Raw genomic sequence first — 16,133 nt, 5'->3', positions numbered from 1 at the left:
AAGCGTATGGTTTCAGGATCTATTTCACTCCCTTATTCAGGGTTCTTTTCACCTTTCCCTCACGGTACTAGTTCACTATCGGTCTCTCAGGAGTATTTAGCCTTAGCGGATGGTCCCGCTTGATTCATACAGGGTTTCACGTGCCCCGCACTACTCAGGATACCGTTATCAATAATGTAGCTTACCAGTACAGGATTATCACCTTCTATGATTCTTTTTTCCAAAAAATTCCTATTCACTACACATTAAACATTACGGTCCTACAACCCCAATAATGCCGTAACATTATTGGTTTGGGCTAATCCGCGTTCGCTCGCCACTACTAACGGAATCACTTTTGTTTTCTCTTCCTCTGGCTACTTAGATGTTTCAGTTCACCAGGTTTGCTTCCTTTCGGATATTATATCTTCAATATAACAGGTTGCCCCATTCGGAAATTTGCGGATCAAATCATATGTGCTGATCCCCGCAACTTATCGCAGCTTATCACGTCCTTCATCGCCTCTGAGAGCCTAGGCATTCCCCATACGCCCTTAATTTGCTTATGATATTCTAGTTTATCTTGCAACGATACAAGATAAACAACTTAATTATTTTACTATTATAAGTAGAAATTAATCTACGTTACTCGTTTAATCTTTTCAATATGTCAATGAACGGTTGTGAATAATCACATGTGGAGAATATCGGAGTCGAACCGATGACCTCCTGCGTGCAAGGCAGGCGCTCTAGCCAGCTGAGCTAATTCCCCTTATTCGAAATTTAGAAGATAAATTCAAAATCATGAATATGGAATACAATTTCTCAACGTCTAAATTTCCTTATTTTAATGAACGAATGGAATTAACCATTTTAAAGTAGTCTCAGGCAGACTCGAACTGCCGACCTCTACATTATCAGTGTAGCGCTCTAACCAGCTGAGCTATGAGACTATGAAATTAAATGCCTTAAGGCAAAATGATTGACTTTATATAAATAAACACGCTAATTAAGCAACTTAGATAATATCTGATTGTAACTTCATTATTTCAGAAGCTCCAGAAAGGAGGTGTTCCAGCCGCACCTTCCGGTACGGCTACCTTGTTACGACTTAGCCCCAGTTACCGGTTTTACCCTAGGCAGCTCCTTACGGTCACCGACTTCAGGCACCCCCAGCTTCCATGGCTTGACGGGCGGTGTGTACAAGGCCCGGGAACGTATTCACCGCATCATGGCTGATATGCGATTACTAGCGATTCCAGCTTCACGTAGTCGAGTTGCAGACTACGATCCGAACTGAGATAGGGTTTGAAGATTTGCTCCTTCTCACGAAGTGGCTGCTCTCTGTCCCTACCATTGTAGCACGTGTGTGGCCCAGGACGTAAGGGCCGTGATGATTTGACGTCATCCCCACCTTCCTCACGGTTTGCACCGGCAGTCTCACTAGAGTCCCCGACTTGACTCGCTGGCAACTAGTAATAGGGGTTGCGCTCGTTATAGGACTTAACCTGACACCTCACGGCACGAGCTGACGACAACCATGCAGCACCTTGCAAATTGTCCGAAGAAAAGTCTATTTCTAAACCTGTCAATCTGCATTTAAGCCCTGGTAAGGTTCCTCGCGTATCATCGAATTAAACCACATGCTCCACCGCTTGTGCGGGCCCCCGTCAATTCCTTTGAGTTTCATTCTTGCGAACGTACTCCCCAGGTGGGTTACTTATCACTTTCGCTTGGCCACTCAGTACTCAATCGTACCAAACAGCTAGTAACCATCGTTTACGGCGTGGACTACCAGGGTATCTAATCCTGTTCGCTACCCACGCTTTCGTCCATCAGCGTCAATATATTGTTAGTGATCTGCCTTCGCAATTGGTATTCTATGTAATATCTAAGCATTTCACCGCTACACTACATATTCTAACCACTTCACAATAATTCAAGACTAACAGTATCAATGGCAGTGCCGGAGTTAAGCCCCTGCATTTCACCACTGACTTATCAGCCCGCCTACGGACCCTTTAAACCCAATGATTCCGGATAACGCTTGCACCCTCCGTATTACCGCGGCTGCTGGCACGGAGTTAGCCGGTGCTTATTCTTACAGTACCGTCAACTTCTTACACGTAAAAAGATTTCTTCCTGTACAAAAGTAGTTTACAACCCATAGGGCCGTCTTCCTACACGCGGCATGGCTGGATCAGGCTTGCGCCCATTGTCCAATATTCCTCACTGCTGCCTCCCGTAGGAGTCTGGTCCGTGTCTCAGTACCAGTGTGGGGGATCTCCCTCTCAGGACCCCTACCTATCGTAGCCATGGTAAGCCTTTACCTTACCATCTAGCTAATAGGACGCATACTCATCTATCACCGTAACCTTTAATTATTAAACCATGCGATTCAATAATACTATGAGGTGTTAATCCAAATTTCTTCGGGCTATCCCTCAGTGATAGGCAGATTGTATACGCGTTACGCACCCGTGCGCCGGTCGCCATCATCTAGCAAGCTAGATATGCTGCCCCTCGACTTGCATGTGTTAGGCCTGCCGCTAGCGTTCATCCTGAGCCAGGATCAAACTCTTCATCGTCGAATCTTTTTAAAGATCATTTAATATGATACTAAATAAATCGACTTAATTAGCTTTGTGCTTATTTTATTTTGGTTATCACAATATGTTACTTTTCATATTGTAATTCTTGTCAATCAATATCTCAATGAACATCTTCAAAGTTTTAAAACTAAAATCTAACACCGAATCTTCACGATTTATTTGTTGATTTTCTAGCCTTGTTTGAAGAACATTTGCTTATTTAAACACTACTTGTTTTCCTAAGCGGATGCAAATATACAGACACTTTCTCTTACCAACCAAATAATTTCATGAAAAAAAATGAAATAAATCCAAAATAATATCTAACACATTTATAATCAGTAATATAATTTTAAAACTTTTTTCGAAATTATTCTTAACCTAACAACAAAACAAGTCCAAATGAATATTACTAACTATTCAACCAATTCACGATAACGAATAAACATTATTGAATCTTAATTATTCAATTAGTTGAGGTAACTGAAATGTAAAAGAACTTCCCTTTCCTTTTTCACTTAACACATGAATTGTTGAATCATGCAATTCAATGATCTTTTTAACTATTGCCAGCCCTAATCCAGCTCCTTTTCTATCAAAGTTTTCGTGAGATTGTTTGAACCTATCAAATATAGTATGTTGATCCACCTCAGAAATCCCTACTCCAGAATCATTAATACTTATGTTACAATTATTATTGTGTTCATTAAGTTTGAGAGTAATCCTACCATTTTCAGGTGTAAACTTTAAAGCGTTGTCAAGCAAGTTTTGTAGCGCTCTTTCGATCAAACTTATATCAGCGAACACGATTATGTTTTTGTTTTGAAATACATTTAATGATAAAGTAATGTTCTTATCTTCTGCTAGGATTTGATACTTAGAAACTAAATCTAAACATAAATCCGTAATAGAGAAAGGTTCCTTTAGTGGCTCTATTTGTTTTGCTTCTAGTTTACTGTATTCAAAAAGCTGTTCTACTAGATTAGTCAACTTATCGCTATTTGAACTAATCACACCAAGATACTTCTGAGACTCTTCTTTACTGAGACTATCACTTTTATCTTGTAATGTCTCTGCATAGCCCTTTAATATTGCTAATGGTGTTCTTAAGTCATGAGATACGTTTGCAATAAGCTGTCTACGTAACTCATCTACTTTCTTTATCTCCTCTAGATTTTGGTTAATGGTATCTGCCATGTCATTAAAGGTATGAGCAAAAACAGCTATATCAGTATCCTCAGGGTTTTCAATTCGAGCATTAAGATCTCCTTCTTTGAACCTTCTAGCTACTAAGGTTATCTTTCTTAAGTTTTTAGTTAAAAACCAAATAGCTCCTAATCCGATTAACATGGTAAAAAAAGTAGTAAGACCTATGGCGCCTAACCCAAAACTCTTTATATACCTACTAAATATATTTGCACTAGCTGTTTGATAGGCTTCTCCCGATAAGATGATATATATGTACCCATCTTTAATATCATTCTGAAAGGGTGCCACCGAAAATATTTTTCTTTCTACTGGATCTCTAGGATCATCTCCCAAACAAAAACCTTTTCCTCCGCTAGCTAATAAATCTTTGATCGGTTCAACATCCACATATTTTGAAGGCTCACTAGGGTCATGTTCTAATACTACCGAATACAGAACTTCTCCATCTTTCCCAAGCATATACACTTCAATACTCCGATTTACCGCCATCATATCATGCATTAAATCTCCAAATACCTCTTTGTTAACAGTTCCATCCTCTAAAAAAGGAGGTGTGTCCTCAGTAAACTTTTCATCAATTAGATGTTGTGCGAGTGGAGCATTAATCTCTTGTTGTGTTGCAAGATGATGCTGATTAGAATAATAGTTCGTTATTAAAATAAAGCAAACTGCCATTCCTATGATAAGAAGACTCAGCGCAAACCATAGCCTAAAGACTAATTTAGGTGTTAAAGTCGATTGCTTTTTCATACTAAATCTCCTCGTTAAACCTATAACCTATTCCCCAAGTAGTAAGAATATAAATGGGTTGTGACATATCGGGCTCTATCTTTGCCCGCAATCTATTTACATGAGAATTGACAGTATGTTCATAACCAGAGAAGTTATAACCCCAAATGACATCTAACAATTCTGATCTACTGTAACTTCTTCCTGGATGACTTGCCAGTAACACCAAAAGATCAAACTCTTTAGGCGATAGTTCTACCTTACGGTCATTTAAAGTAACTCGGCGCATTTCTACGTTTATTTTCAAATCGCCAAAATCCATTTCTGATTGATTATTAGCATTAGCAGCAGCCTTTTCACTGCGTCGCATAACTGCTTTTGCTCTCGCCTTTAATTCTCTAATCGAAAATGGTTTAGTTATATAATCATCAGCTCCTATTTCCAGACCTAGAACTTTATCTATCTCTTCACTTTTTGCAGTAACCATGATTATCGGAGTATCTTTAGTTTTTCTCAACTCTTTACAAACCTCTACCCCATTAATAATAGGTATAGACAGATCTAATAAAATCAAATCGTAATCGGTTTCTAGCGCTTTTTCTAGACCTGAACGACCGTCATTAACACTATCAACTATTGCATTCAAATCTCTCATGTGAATAGTGAGTAAATCAACAATTTCTAAATCATCCTCTACTATAAGTATTCTATTTTCCATAAACCAAATCAAATTAAAGCATATCACAAAAGCGTCACGATTTGATTCAAAAACTTGATCGATTCGTTACAGGGCTGAGATAACATAAAGGTTAGTTTGTATTGTAAAATTAAAACAATAATCATGAAAACTTACTTATCAATCGCAACCTTAGCAATACTTACTCTTGTTGGATGCTCTAATGACGATGATGCTTCAACGGCGTCACAAACAAAAAACTTAACTCTCAATATTAATGGATTAGAAGATCTTGGCAATGGATATGCCTATGAAGGTTGGGTAATGGTTAACGGCTCACCTGTTACCACGGGAGTCTTTACCGTAAATAGTTCCGGCACATTAAGCCAAACTGTATTCCCAGTGGACGCAACAACACTGGATGCAGGAACAGCATTTATCCTTACTATTGAACCTAGTCCAGATCCAGATCCTGCGCCAGCAGACTCCAAGTATATCGCAGGAGAATTTTCAAATGACACAGCAACTTTGACTACTGATTTTGGGCCTGCACCAGGTGACTTTACGACAGCTAGTGGTAGTTACTTTTTAAGAACTCCTACTGATGAAACAGGAATGAATAATAGGAATGACACAAATGGTGTATGGTTTGGTCTTCCAGGAATGCCACCTACTGCCGATTTTAATTTACCTACATTACCTGCAGGGTGGATCTATGAAGGTTGGGTTATAGGAGACGCAGGACCACTTTCAACTGGAACATTTAATGATTTTTCTTCTCGTGACTCTGGAAATGGTTTTTCAGGAACACAAAACAATGCTGGACCACCAGTACCTGGAGAAGACTTTTTTAACAATCTGCCAACAGGAGAATCATTACCGTTCAGTGTAGTAGGTCGAAATGTGGTTATCACTGTAGAACCAGTTCCAGATAACTCTCCAGCTCCTTTTACATTAAAACCTTTAGCGTCTATCGCAGGACCTGACACTGCTCCAAATTCACAATCCTTCAATAATAATGTTGCTGCATCATTTCCTACAGGAACCGTAAGTAGATAAGATATTTTGGTTGGTTAGTTGGAAAGCGCTCTATGTTTAAAGGTCATGGGGCGTTTTCTTATTTGGTATTATTAATCATCCAATACTTTTACTGTTCTCGAGATGATCCTATAAATATTACATCTGGTGATATCTATACGTTTGTAAGTGATCTCGCTTTCGCGAAAGCGGAAACCACAACATTAGAAAGACACTTTTAAAAATCAGACAACTGCTCTTCTCTTTTCTTAGACTTATAAGGATGCTTCAAATAGGCTTTTGCAAAAGCATAACCTTGAGCATAATTGATTCTAAAGTATTCTACGGCGATGTGAGCTAAAAATGCACTGACCGACAACATTAAAAATAACGGAAACAAAGAAACCGTTACATACTTAGAAACATACCAGCTAGCGATAGAACCAAAAATCATACTTACAGCTCCTACAAATGCACTTGCGCTACCAGCACGTTTTGTAAACGGATTCAAAGCTAGTGCGGTTACATTAGGATTTTGGAAACCTATGCAAGTCATCATAAGAAATAACGTAGGGTAAACCACCCAAAAAGTAGGAGTAAAATAAGAGACATAAACAAATCCAAAACCTGTAATCAAAACGAGTAATAAACTTACTACATAGGTGATTTGAAAGGTTGTAAAACGCGATAATGCGAGACGGTTGAACTGACTTCCTGCTATAAGACCAGCTGCATTACTACCGAATATGTAGGCAAAGCTCTCCTGACTTTTATCAAAAAAATCCATAAATATAAAAGGTGCTGCCGCAACATAACCCAATAACAACCCTATCACAAAACCTCTTGCTGTAGAAAACACAAAGAAATCTCGCTGCTTGTAAATACCTAGATATTCCTTTAAAACAGGAATAGGATGCAAACTCGTCGCTCGATTAGGTTTAGAACTTTCTGGTAAAATAAAAACTACATTGAATAACATCAACGTTGCAAAACCTGCTAAACCGAAGAAAATCATTTCCCAATGATAGTGCTGGATGATAAATCCTCCTATACTAGGTGCAATTATAGGGGCAATTCCCATGATGAGCATTAATGTAGAAAGTACATCGGCTACCTTTTCTTCATCAAAAAGATCTCTAACTATCGCTTTACTCGCCACCATTCCTGCGCAGGCACCTAAAGAAGTGAAAAACCTTAAAGTTGCAAGTGATGTTACATCCCAAGCATAGGCGCTCATGATGCTGGTTAAAATGTATAAAACCAGACCAAAAATCAGCGGTTTTCTCCTCCCGAAACGATCCATTAAAGGACCATAAGCCAGTTGTCCCAAACCTATACCTATAAAATAAGTGGTAAGCGTTAAACCTATCGCACTGGTGTCTACTTTAAAATCTCCAGCAATTTGTTTGAACGCTGGCAGGTAAGCATCTATAGAAAAAGGACCTACAGCGATTAAAGTTCCTAAAACCAGTATAATACTGACCTTGCGACCTTTACTCATCTTGTTCTTTTCTACTAACTTCACTTTCATTTTGCAAAACTACGTTTTAACCCATTGTTGCAATAGATTATTCACAAAGCTTTACCATTTCATAACGACATAGAATTTGTATTTTTAAACCAAATAAGAAATCACAATGAAAAAAGCTGTAATAGCCTTTATTAGCCTCGTATTTTTAGCAAAATGTAAGAATGATAAAAAACCAGTTGAGATAGCTGATGTAAAAGAGCTTACTACTGCTCAAAAAATCGCTACCCAAGCTGGAATAGACAACTGGTCTGACATAGAAGAGATCAAGTTTACCTTTAACGTAGGTAAGATGGGACGAAATGTTATGGAAAGAAAGTGGACCTGGAATCCTAATACAGATGATGTGCAAATCATTGCATTAGGCGACACGATTGCATATAATCGCAATAACAAACTAGACAGCATTCAGACAAGTGTAGATCGTGGTTTTGTAAACGACACTTATTGGCTTATGCCCGAGTTCAAGTTAATTTGGGATGAAGGGACTAAAATTACAGAGGCAACTAATCAAATCTCGCCTATAAAAAAAGATACCTTAGATAGAATCACCATATTGTATATCGGAGATGGTGGTTACACTCCAGGTGATGCTTACGACCTGTATTATGATGCCGATTTTAAAATCAAGGAATGGGCTTACCGCAGTAAGAACGATACAGTTGTGACACTAGCTACAACTTTTGAAGAGTATAAAACCTTTGATGATTTCACCTTTGCCACAGATCATCGATCACCAGACCGCATCACTAGAATTAACTTTACCGACATAGAAATTACTAAAAAGAAGTAATGAATTTTAAAACAGACCATAATTTTGCGATAGAATTAAATAAGAGTGATTCTTTATCTCGCTTTCGCGAAAGCTTTCATATTCCAAAACACACCGATGGCACAGACTCCATCTATTTATGTGGCAATTCTCTAGGCTTGCAACCGCGACAAACCAAAACTTTTCTCAATCAGGAACTAGATGACTGGGCACGACTAGGTGTGGAAGGACATTTTCATGCCGCACATCCATGGATGCCGTATCATGAATTCCTTACCGAAACTACCGCTCAAATTGTAGGTGCAAAACCTCACGAAGTGGTCATCATGAACACGCTCACGACTAACCTTCATTTGATGATGGTGAGTTTTTACCAGCCCAAAGGCAAGCGCACCAAGATCATCATCGAGGCAGATGCTTTCCCAAGCGACCGTTATGCAGTGGCATCGCAAGTAAAATTTCATGGTCACGATGATAAAGAAAATATTATTGAATGGTCACCTAGAGCAGGAGAGCATACTCCGAGAATAGAAGATCTAGAAAATCTACTTAAAGAACAAGGCGATGAGATTGCTCTTATTATGGTAGGTGCTGTAAATTATTATACAGGACAGTTTTTTGACTTGAAAAAAATTACAGAGTTAGGACATGCCGCTGGAGCGATGGTAGGTTTTGACTGTGCACATGGCGCTGGTAATGTAGACTTACAATTGCATAACTCTGGAGCCGACTTTGCCGTGTGGTGTACTTATAAGTATATGAATTCTGGACCTGGAAGCTTGGGTGGCTGTTTTGTCCATGAACGTCATGCGAGTAATTCGGACTTACCGCGATTCACAGGTTGGTGGGGACACAATAAAGACACACGTTTTAAAATGCGTGACGATTTTGAACCCATGCACGGTGCCGAAGGCTGGCAACTCTCCAATCCGCCGATATTGAGTATGGTGGCGATAAGAGCAAGTCTGGATTTATTTGCTCAAGCAGGTTTTGAAAACTTGAGACAGAAATCCATACAATTGACCAACTATCTAGAATACCTTTTGAGTAATCTAGAAGGCGACCGCATTTCTATTATAACTCCAGAAAATCCTAAAGATCGTGGTTGCCAATTATCCCTTGCAGTTAAAAATGCAGATAAGTCCTTATTTGACGCCATCACAGAAAAAGGCGTGATTGCAGACTGGCGAGAACCAGACGTAATACGTATTGCTCCAGTGCCGTTGTATAATAATTACGAAGATTGCTGGAGATTTGTGGATGTGTTGAAGTCAGAATTATAATAATTAGTTCTGTCAAATCGCACTTCTACAGGCTCAGTGTGACACGAGCATTTGGAGATTAAAATGTCAGTCTGAGCTTGTTGAAGACGATCTTAAAAAATGAAATACAATAACAACAAAATAGAACTAGAAGAAAACGGATATTCCGTTGTAGGTGAATTATACTCAAAAAATGAAATAAGACAGATTATAAAATGTTTGGAAAATGTTGAACATAACAAAAATGGCTTTCTAAAAACAAAAGACTTATTTGCCATTAGACAACTTATAAATAATGTTCCTGAACTGTCTCCTTTGTTGTTTAATGCCAACTTTCTTGAATTACTATCGGATATTTCTGATTCTCAATATTTTTTAACTAAAGCGATTTACTTTGACAAGCCAAGTGAATCTAACTGGTTTGTCCCTTACCATCAAGATTTAAGTATCTCAGTTGATAAAAAAATTGACTTAGAAAACTACAATTACTGGACGTTTAAAAAAGGGCAATATGGTGTTCAACCACCAATTAAAATTTTAGAAGATACCATCACGATTAGGATTCATTTAGATGACACAGATAAAAATAATGGAGCATTGAAAATTATTCCTAAATCACACCTCAATGGAATTACACGAGCCGATTCAAAGAACTGGAATCTTGAAAATGAAATTATTTGTGATGTAAAAAGAGGAGGCGCCATGTTGATGAAACCATTGACTTTACATGCATCAAACCGAACAACTAATGGCAAGCAGAGAAGAGTGATACACTTGGAATTAAATAAACATAAATTAGATGAACCTTTAAAATGGTTAGAACACTTTAATATTCAAGCCTAACATGAAACTGAATATATGCAAGTAAAAATTTTCAAAAACCATTATAAACTATTTCAGAGACTTCAAAATGGAGCTCTTTTAGGGATGCTGTTGTGCCTTTTACTTTTTGTCTTCAAAAACATTGAATGGAAATATTCAGAAGTCATTTTGATGTTTGCTATTAGTAATCTAGTATTTTTTTTATTTGTTTCATTAATCATTCAAATTCTCAAACATCGCTTTATTGAAAATAAGCTAATTGAGATTTCTAATGTTAAAGAGATAGTTTGGAACTCTCATGCAGTTGTATCCAAAGAGGAGATAAATAGAAAAGACCTTACTTATACAAAAAATTACATCACTTTAAATAATTCTAAATTTGAAGTGCATTACAAATCAGCTTTTTTAATTGGCAAACATAATCTTGAATTAGTACGACTTACTAATGTAAAGACACCTACTATTGAATCGAATCCAAGTGATATTCTTGCTTTTTTTCAGTAAAAGTGTTCTTAATACTTTGTACTAATTACTACATACTAAAAAATGAAAACAACTAACAAAAACACCAAAATACTCATCACCGGCGCAGGACTTTGTGGTTCTCTTTTAGGACTGCGACTGGCACAACGAGGTTATCATGTAGATATTCTAGAAAAACGTCCTGATATGCGCAAAGCAGTTGTAGATGGTGGCCGTTCAATCAACCTCGCACTTTCTGATCGTGGACTGGCAGGTTTGAAACTGGTAGGTCTAGAAGAAAAAGTTCGCGAACTGTGTATTCCTATGCATGGTAGATTGATTCATGATGTAGATGGAAACACCTTTGCTTCAAATTATAGTGGTCGTGATGGCGAGTATATCAATTCCATCTCTCGAGAAGAACTCAACAAGCTCCTACTCGATGAAGCCGATAAGTACGAAGATGTTCAAATAGACTTTGATGATGCTGTTACCGCAGTAGATTTAAAAAATGCCTCAGTGACCTACCACGATTCTGAAACCGATACGGAGAAAGAATGGAAAGCAGACATCGTTCTAGGAACAGATGGCGCAGGATCTGTAGTACGCAAAGCGATGATGAAACAGCGAGACTTCTTGTTCTCGCATAGTATGAACTGGTTACCGCACGGTTATAAAGAATTGAATATTCCACCTACTGCAGATGGCAAATGGCGCATCGAGAAAAACTTCTTGCACATCTGGCCACGTGGTGGTTTTATGTTGATAGCTTTGCCTAACCTAGATGGTAGTTTCACGCTTACTTTATTCATGCAGTACGACGGCGATGGACCAGCATTCAACAAGATTAAAACCGATCAAGAAATCACAGACTTCTTCACGACTTACTTTAAAGATGTCATGGAACACATTCCAGATTTGGTGGAGCAATATCATACAAATCCAGCGCCACCGCTAGGAACCGTTCGTTGCTCACCGTGGACGGCTTATGGGACTAGTTTGATTATGGGTGATGCCGCACATGCGATTGTACCTTTCTACGGGCAAGGAATGAATGCCAGTTTTGAAGACGTCGTAGTTTTTGACGAGATGATTGATAAAAATGAAACTTGGTCAGACGCATTCCAAGCATTTTCTAACATAAGAAAACCAGATGCTGATGCTATCGCAAATTTGGCTTTGGACAATTTTGTAGAGATGAGAGATAGCGTTGCCAACCCAAACTTTCAGTTAAAACGCCAGATTGAAATGCGTTTAGAGTCCGCTTTCGCGAAAGCGGAATACCAATCCAAATACTCGCTTGTCACTTTCCCTCAAGAAGGCATAAGTTATGAGAAAGCGATGCTCAAAGGAAGAGCGCAAGACAAAGCGATTTTATGGTTGCTGGAAAACGACCGAATTAAAGTAGAAGACGATTTAAACGATTTATTAAAAACCATCCAGCAAAAAACCGAAGAGGTGTTGTGGCTGCGTGGATAATAAATAATCTAGACCTCACAGGTTTTAAAAACCTGTGAGGTCTATTTAAAGAAAATAATCGAAAAGCAGCCAACCTCAAAGGTTTCAAAAACCTGTGAGGTTTGGCGGTTTAGAAACGATAACCCATGTCAAAACTAGAAGCTGGGAAAACATATCACATCTACAACCAAGGAAATAATGGCGAGTCACTATTCAAAGAAGCGACAAATTATGAGTATTTCCTCGGTAAAGTAGAAAAGTATTTTCTACCCTATTTTGACATTTACGCTTATTGTTTACTGAAAAATCATTTTCATATTGTTTTGAGAGTAAGAGATGAAGTTGATGAAAACAAAGCTGCGCAATCCATTTCAAACTGTTTCAATGCTTATGCAAAAGCTTTCAATAAAATGTATAAGAGATCTGGAAGCTTATTCCGCGACCGGTTTAGAAGAAAGGAAATTGATAACGAAAATTATCTAAAAAATGTCATTGCTTATGTAACTTCAAATGCTATACATCATAGTTTTAAAGAATCTGTGATAGAATGGCCATGGAGTTCTTACCACGACATGACAAATGACAAAGAATCTCTTGTGGATAAAGAATTCGTTTTAGAGTTATTTGACGGAATCGAAAATTATAAGTTATTTTCATCTCAAAAAGATTTGGATCTAGAAGAACTGGAGTAATTAATTACACCAAACCTTACAGGTCTTGGAGTTATTTGATTTATTAAAAATTATAAATCATTTAGTGCAGAGAAGATAAAGCTTAGAGAAATAAAAATCATACTACGCCAAACCTCACAGGTCTTGGAGACCTTTGAGGTTGGCTACTTAATAATAAAACAACATCATGGCAGTATTAAAAGACAAAGCAAAACCTAGAGGTAAATATCCACACATCAAGCGCGTGGGCGACTTCTTATTTGTATCAGGAACCAGCAGTCGCAGAAAAGACAACACTTTTGCAGGTGTAGAAGTGGACGAGATGGGAACGACTAATCTTGATATCAAAGCACAAACCGCAGCGGTTTTAGAGAACATTGATGCGATCCTGCAAACGGAAGGCGCTTCTATCAAAGACGTCGTAGATGTAACGACCTTTTTAGTAAATATGAATGATTTTGGCGGTTATAATGAAACTTATGGCGAGTTTTTTGATTTCGATGGCCCGACTAGAACAACAGTTGCTGTGCATCAATTACCGCATCCACATTTGCTGATTGAGATTAAGGCGATGGCTTATAAGCCCATTTAGGTTTTTATACTAAAATGGTAATTTCAAATTTATGAACCGACGTAAATTCATCATTAAAAGCACACAAGCTGGAGTTGCTCTTTCTCTTGGAGCGACATTACTTGCTTGTGTGGAAAAAACTAAAACCTCTATGACTGAAAAACAACAACCTATTGCGATATGTACTTGGGCATTTGCAAATGCAAATAATGTAGCAGGAAAAGCTCTTGATGAAGGGATGAATTCACTAGACGCAGCCATAAAAGGAGTTGCTGTGGAAGAAGAAAACCTTAAAAACACTACGGTAGGAAAAGGTGGTGCTCCAGATCGTGAGGGAAATGTCACTCTTGACGCTTGTGTTATGGATTCCAACGGTGATTGTGGTGCCGTAGTTTGTGTGGAGAATATTACTAATGTTGCCGCACTTGCAAAAGTAGTCATGGAAGAAACTCCGCATGTAATGTTAGCAGCAGACGGCGCAGAAGAGCTAGCTTATAAACACGGTTTTAAAAAAGAGAACTTACTCACTGAATCTTCTGAAAAAGCTTATAGAGAATGGTTAAAAGACAGTGAATACAAACCAATCATCAACATTGAGAATCATGATACCATAGGAATGCTATGTATGGATCAAAATGGCGACATCGCAGGAGCTTGTACCACATCTGGACTTTCTTATAAAATGAAAGGTCGTGTGGGCGATTCTCCTATTATAGGTGCTGGATTATTTATTGATAACGAAATAGGTGGCGCAGCTGCTACCGGAATGGGAGAAGAAATTATGAAAAACGTAGGTAGCTTTCTTATTGTCGAATTAATGCGACAAGGGAAGTCTCCTCAAGAAGCTTGTGAAGAAGCATTGCATAGAATTACCTCAAAAAATAAAAATATAGAAAACTTTCAAGTAGCTTATATTGCAATAAACAAAGCTGGCGAAACAGGCAGCTATTGCATTCATCCAGGATTTGCCAGAATGGAGTATAAAAACTCTATTAATTCTAGAATTGAATCTGCAGCGCATTTGAAAGTTTAGAAATTTATTTATCAACCCACCAACAATTACCATTTAATGGAAACTAAAAAAAATTACACCTCTGCATTTATCATCATAACGGTTCTCTTTTTTTTGTGGGGATTTATTACTGTACTTGTTGACAGTCTCGTTCCTAGATTGCGAGAGGTTTTTGAGTTGAGCTATGGTATGATTGCTTTTTTGCAGTCTGCATTTTTTGTGGCTTATTTTGTATTTTCTATTCCAGCAGGTGGCTTGATTTCTAAAGTAGGCTATCAAAGAGGAGTGGTCATAGGTTTAATAACCATGTCTGTAGGATGTTTGTTGTTTTATCCTGCCTCAGAGTTTCGCCTTTTTGGAGTATTTCTATTGGCTTTCTTTACTCTCGCTGGTGGTATTACCATTTTACAAGTAGCTGCAAATCCATATGTAGCAGTTCTAGGACCAGAAGATAAAGCAAGTAGTCGTCTTAATCTATCTCAGGCATTTAACTCTTTTGGAGCAACTATTGCACCATTAGTAGGTGCTGTTTATTTATTGAGCGACAAAATTTTAACAGGTGATGAAATCAACGCTTTAACAGCAGCTGAGAAAGATGCGTACTATATTCAAGAAGCGGCTGCGGTACAATCTCCTTTTTTATTGTTTGCTTTTTTGATCTTCCTTTTGGGAATTACCTTCCTATTTATAAAGCTACCTAAGATCCTAGAAAGCGAAAACACTGGAACCTATAAAGATGCCTTAGGTAAAAAAACAGTTTGGTTAGGGATATTAGGAATCTTCTTTTATGTAGGTGCAGAGGTTACTATAGGTACTGCCGCTGTGACCTATTTTATGGAAATGAATCTGGACACTATCATTAGAGAAACGCCAGCATTAAAGAACCTTTCGTTTTCCATTATTGAGCTTTTCGGTGGTACTACTACCGACATTGATGGAAAAGGAATCGTAGGTGCTTTTGTAACATTCTACTGGTTGGGCGCAATGATAGGTCGATTTATAGGTTCTTATTTAACAAAGATATTTAGACCTACTATCATTTTAACGGTTTTTGGTTTAACGGCTGTTTCATTAATTCTAGTGAGTGTATTTACCACTGGATTAGTTTCCATGTGGTCGTTATTGGCAGTTGGATTATTTAATTCCATTATGTTTCCTACTATTTTCACTACCACGCTTGATGGTCAAAGCGATTTAAAACCAAAGATATCAGGTTTGCTTTGTATGGCAATTGTAGGTGGTGGCGTGATCTTACCTATTTTTGGTTTTATAGTAGATCATTCTGGATTTAAACTAGCACTTGCTGTGCTCACACTTTGTTATGGGTATATCGCTTATTTTGCCTACCGCAATTATTCTAAAGCATAGTTTTAT

14 protein-coding genes, 2 tRNA genes and 2 rRNA genes (1 of these 18 only partly in view) are annotated in these 16,133 nt (G+C 38.0%); 11 read left to right on the top strand and 7 right to left on the bottom strand.

All coding sequences use genetic code 11. The features are described from left to right. The 6 genes from DDD_RS08975 to DDD_RS08950 all read right to left on the bottom strand — a co-directional run. Positions 1 to 549, bottom strand: a 23S ribosomal RNA gene (locus tag DDD_RS08975); it reaches 2,268 nt to the left of the window's first position. A 128-nt stretch (positions 550 to 677) separates the two neighbouring features. Continuing rightward, positions 678 to 751, bottom strand: a tRNA-Ala gene (locus DDD_RS08970). 107 nt (positions 752 to 858) lie between these two features. Further along, positions 859 to 932: transfer RNA gene (locus DDD_RS08965), tRNA-Ile, on the bottom strand. Between the two features lie 109 nt (positions 933 to 1,041). After that, positions 1,042 to 2,567, bottom strand: a 16S ribosomal RNA gene (locus DDD_RS08960). Together the 16S and 23S rRNA genes with 2 tRNA genes alongside form the textbook arrangement of a ribosomal RNA operon. A gap of 465 nt (positions 2,568 to 3,032) precedes the next feature. Then, positions 3,033 to 4,529: a sensor histidine kinase gene (locus DDD_RS08955; protein ID WP_015362515.1), complete on the bottom strand. Its 1,497-nt coding sequence runs from the start codon at positions 4,527 to 4,529 to the stop codon at positions 3,033 to 3,035. Between the two features lies 1 nt (position 4,530). Continuing rightward, the gene (locus DDD_RS08950) at positions 4,531 to 5,226 is read right to left on the bottom strand and encodes a response regulator transcription factor (protein WP_015362514.1); all 696 of its coding nucleotides are present in this window, start codon (positions 5,224 to 5,226) and stop codon (positions 4,531 to 4,533) included. Positions 5,227 to 5,349: 123 nt separating this feature from the next. Between DDD_RS08950 and DDD_RS08945 the strand changes: the two genes are divergently transcribed. Beyond that, complete coding sequence (locus tag DDD_RS08945; RefSeq protein ID WP_015362513.1) at positions 5,350 to 6,243, top strand: anti-sigma factor domain-containing protein; 894 nt, start codon at positions 5,350 to 5,352, stop codon at positions 6,241 to 6,243. Positions 6,244 to 6,275: 32 nt separating this feature from the next. Further along, the gene (locus tag DDD_RS17980; protein WP_015362512.1) at positions 6,276 to 6,443 is read left to right on the top strand and encodes a hypothetical protein; all 168 of its coding nucleotides are present in this window, start codon (positions 6,276 to 6,278) and stop codon (positions 6,441 to 6,443) included. Here the strand turns inward: DDD_RS17980 and DDD_RS08940 are convergent. Further along, the gene (locus DDD_RS08940; RefSeq protein WP_015362511.1) at positions 6,440 to 7,732 is read right to left on the bottom strand and encodes a multidrug effflux MFS transporter; all 1,293 of its coding nucleotides are present in this window, start codon (positions 7,730 to 7,732) and stop codon (positions 6,440 to 6,442) included. The genes DDD_RS17980 and DDD_RS08940 overlap by 4 nt on opposite strands. 106 nt (positions 7,733 to 7,838) lie before the next feature. Between DDD_RS08940 and DDD_RS08935 the strand changes: the two genes are divergently transcribed. The 9 genes from DDD_RS08935 to DDD_RS08895 all read left to right on the top strand — a co-directional run bounded on the left by DDD_RS08935 (position 7,839) and on the right by DDD_RS08895 (position 16,127). Beyond that, positions 7,839 to 8,522 (top strand): hypothetical protein, encoded by a 684-nt coding sequence (locus DDD_RS08935; protein ID WP_015362510.1) that lies wholly within the window; start codon positions 7,839 to 7,841, stop codon positions 8,520 to 8,522. Next, a complete protein-coding gene (gene kynU / locus DDD_RS08930; protein WP_015362509.1) occupies positions 8,522 to 9,784 on the top strand; it encodes a kynureninase in 1,263 nt (420 codons plus the stop codon). The genes DDD_RS08935 and kynU overlap by 1 nt, the downstream gene beginning before the upstream one ends. Positions 9,785 to 9,883: 99 nt before the next feature. After that, complete coding sequence (locus DDD_RS08925) at positions 9,884 to 10,606, top strand: phytanoyl-CoA dioxygenase family protein (RefSeq protein WP_015362508.1); 723 nt, start codon at positions 9,884 to 9,886, stop codon at positions 10,604 to 10,606. Between the two features lie 15 nt (positions 10,607 to 10,621). After that, positions 10,622 to 11,089, top strand: a complete 468-nt coding sequence (locus tag DDD_RS08920) for a hypothetical protein (RefSeq protein WP_015362507.1) — start codon at positions 10,622 to 10,624, stop codon at positions 11,087 to 11,089. A gap of 42 nt (positions 11,090 to 11,131) precedes the next feature. Beyond that, on the top strand, positions 11,132 to 12,526 hold the full coding sequence (locus DDD_RS08915; protein WP_015362506.1) for an FAD-dependent oxidoreductase: 1,395 nt from the start codon (positions 11,132 to 11,134) through the stop codon (positions 12,524 to 12,526). Between the two features lie 125 nt (positions 12,527 to 12,651). Then, positions 12,652 to 13,197: a transposase gene (locus DDD_RS08910; RefSeq protein ID WP_015362505.1), complete on the top strand. Its 546-nt coding sequence runs from the start codon at positions 12,652 to 12,654 to the stop codon at positions 13,195 to 13,197. 166 nt (positions 13,198 to 13,363) lie between these two features. Then, positions 13,364 to 13,768 (top strand): RidA family protein, encoded by a 405-nt coding sequence (locus DDD_RS08905; protein WP_015362504.1) that lies wholly within the window; start codon positions 13,364 to 13,366, stop codon positions 13,766 to 13,768. A 31-nt stretch (positions 13,769 to 13,799) separates the two neighbouring features. Next, positions 13,800 to 14,780: an isoaspartyl peptidase/L-asparaginase family protein gene (locus DDD_RS08900; RefSeq protein WP_015362503.1), complete on the top strand. Its 981-nt coding sequence runs from the start codon at positions 13,800 to 13,802 to the stop codon at positions 14,778 to 14,780. A gap of 36 nt (positions 14,781 to 14,816) precedes the next feature. Continuing rightward, positions 14,817 to 16,127 (top strand): sugar MFS transporter, encoded by a 1,311-nt coding sequence (locus DDD_RS08895; RefSeq protein WP_015362502.1) that lies wholly within the window; start codon positions 14,817 to 14,819, stop codon positions 16,125 to 16,127. Positions 16,128 to 16,133 lie beyond the last annotated feature (6 nt).

This window comes from Nonlabens dokdonensis DSW-6 (assembly GCF_000332115.1).
GTDB lineage: Bacteria > Bacteroidota > Bacteroidia > Flavobacteriales > Flavobacteriaceae > Nonlabens > Nonlabens dokdonensis.
The sequence above is the reverse complement of the archived record's forward strand: the minus strand, read 5'-3'. Positions and strand labels throughout refer to the sequence as shown.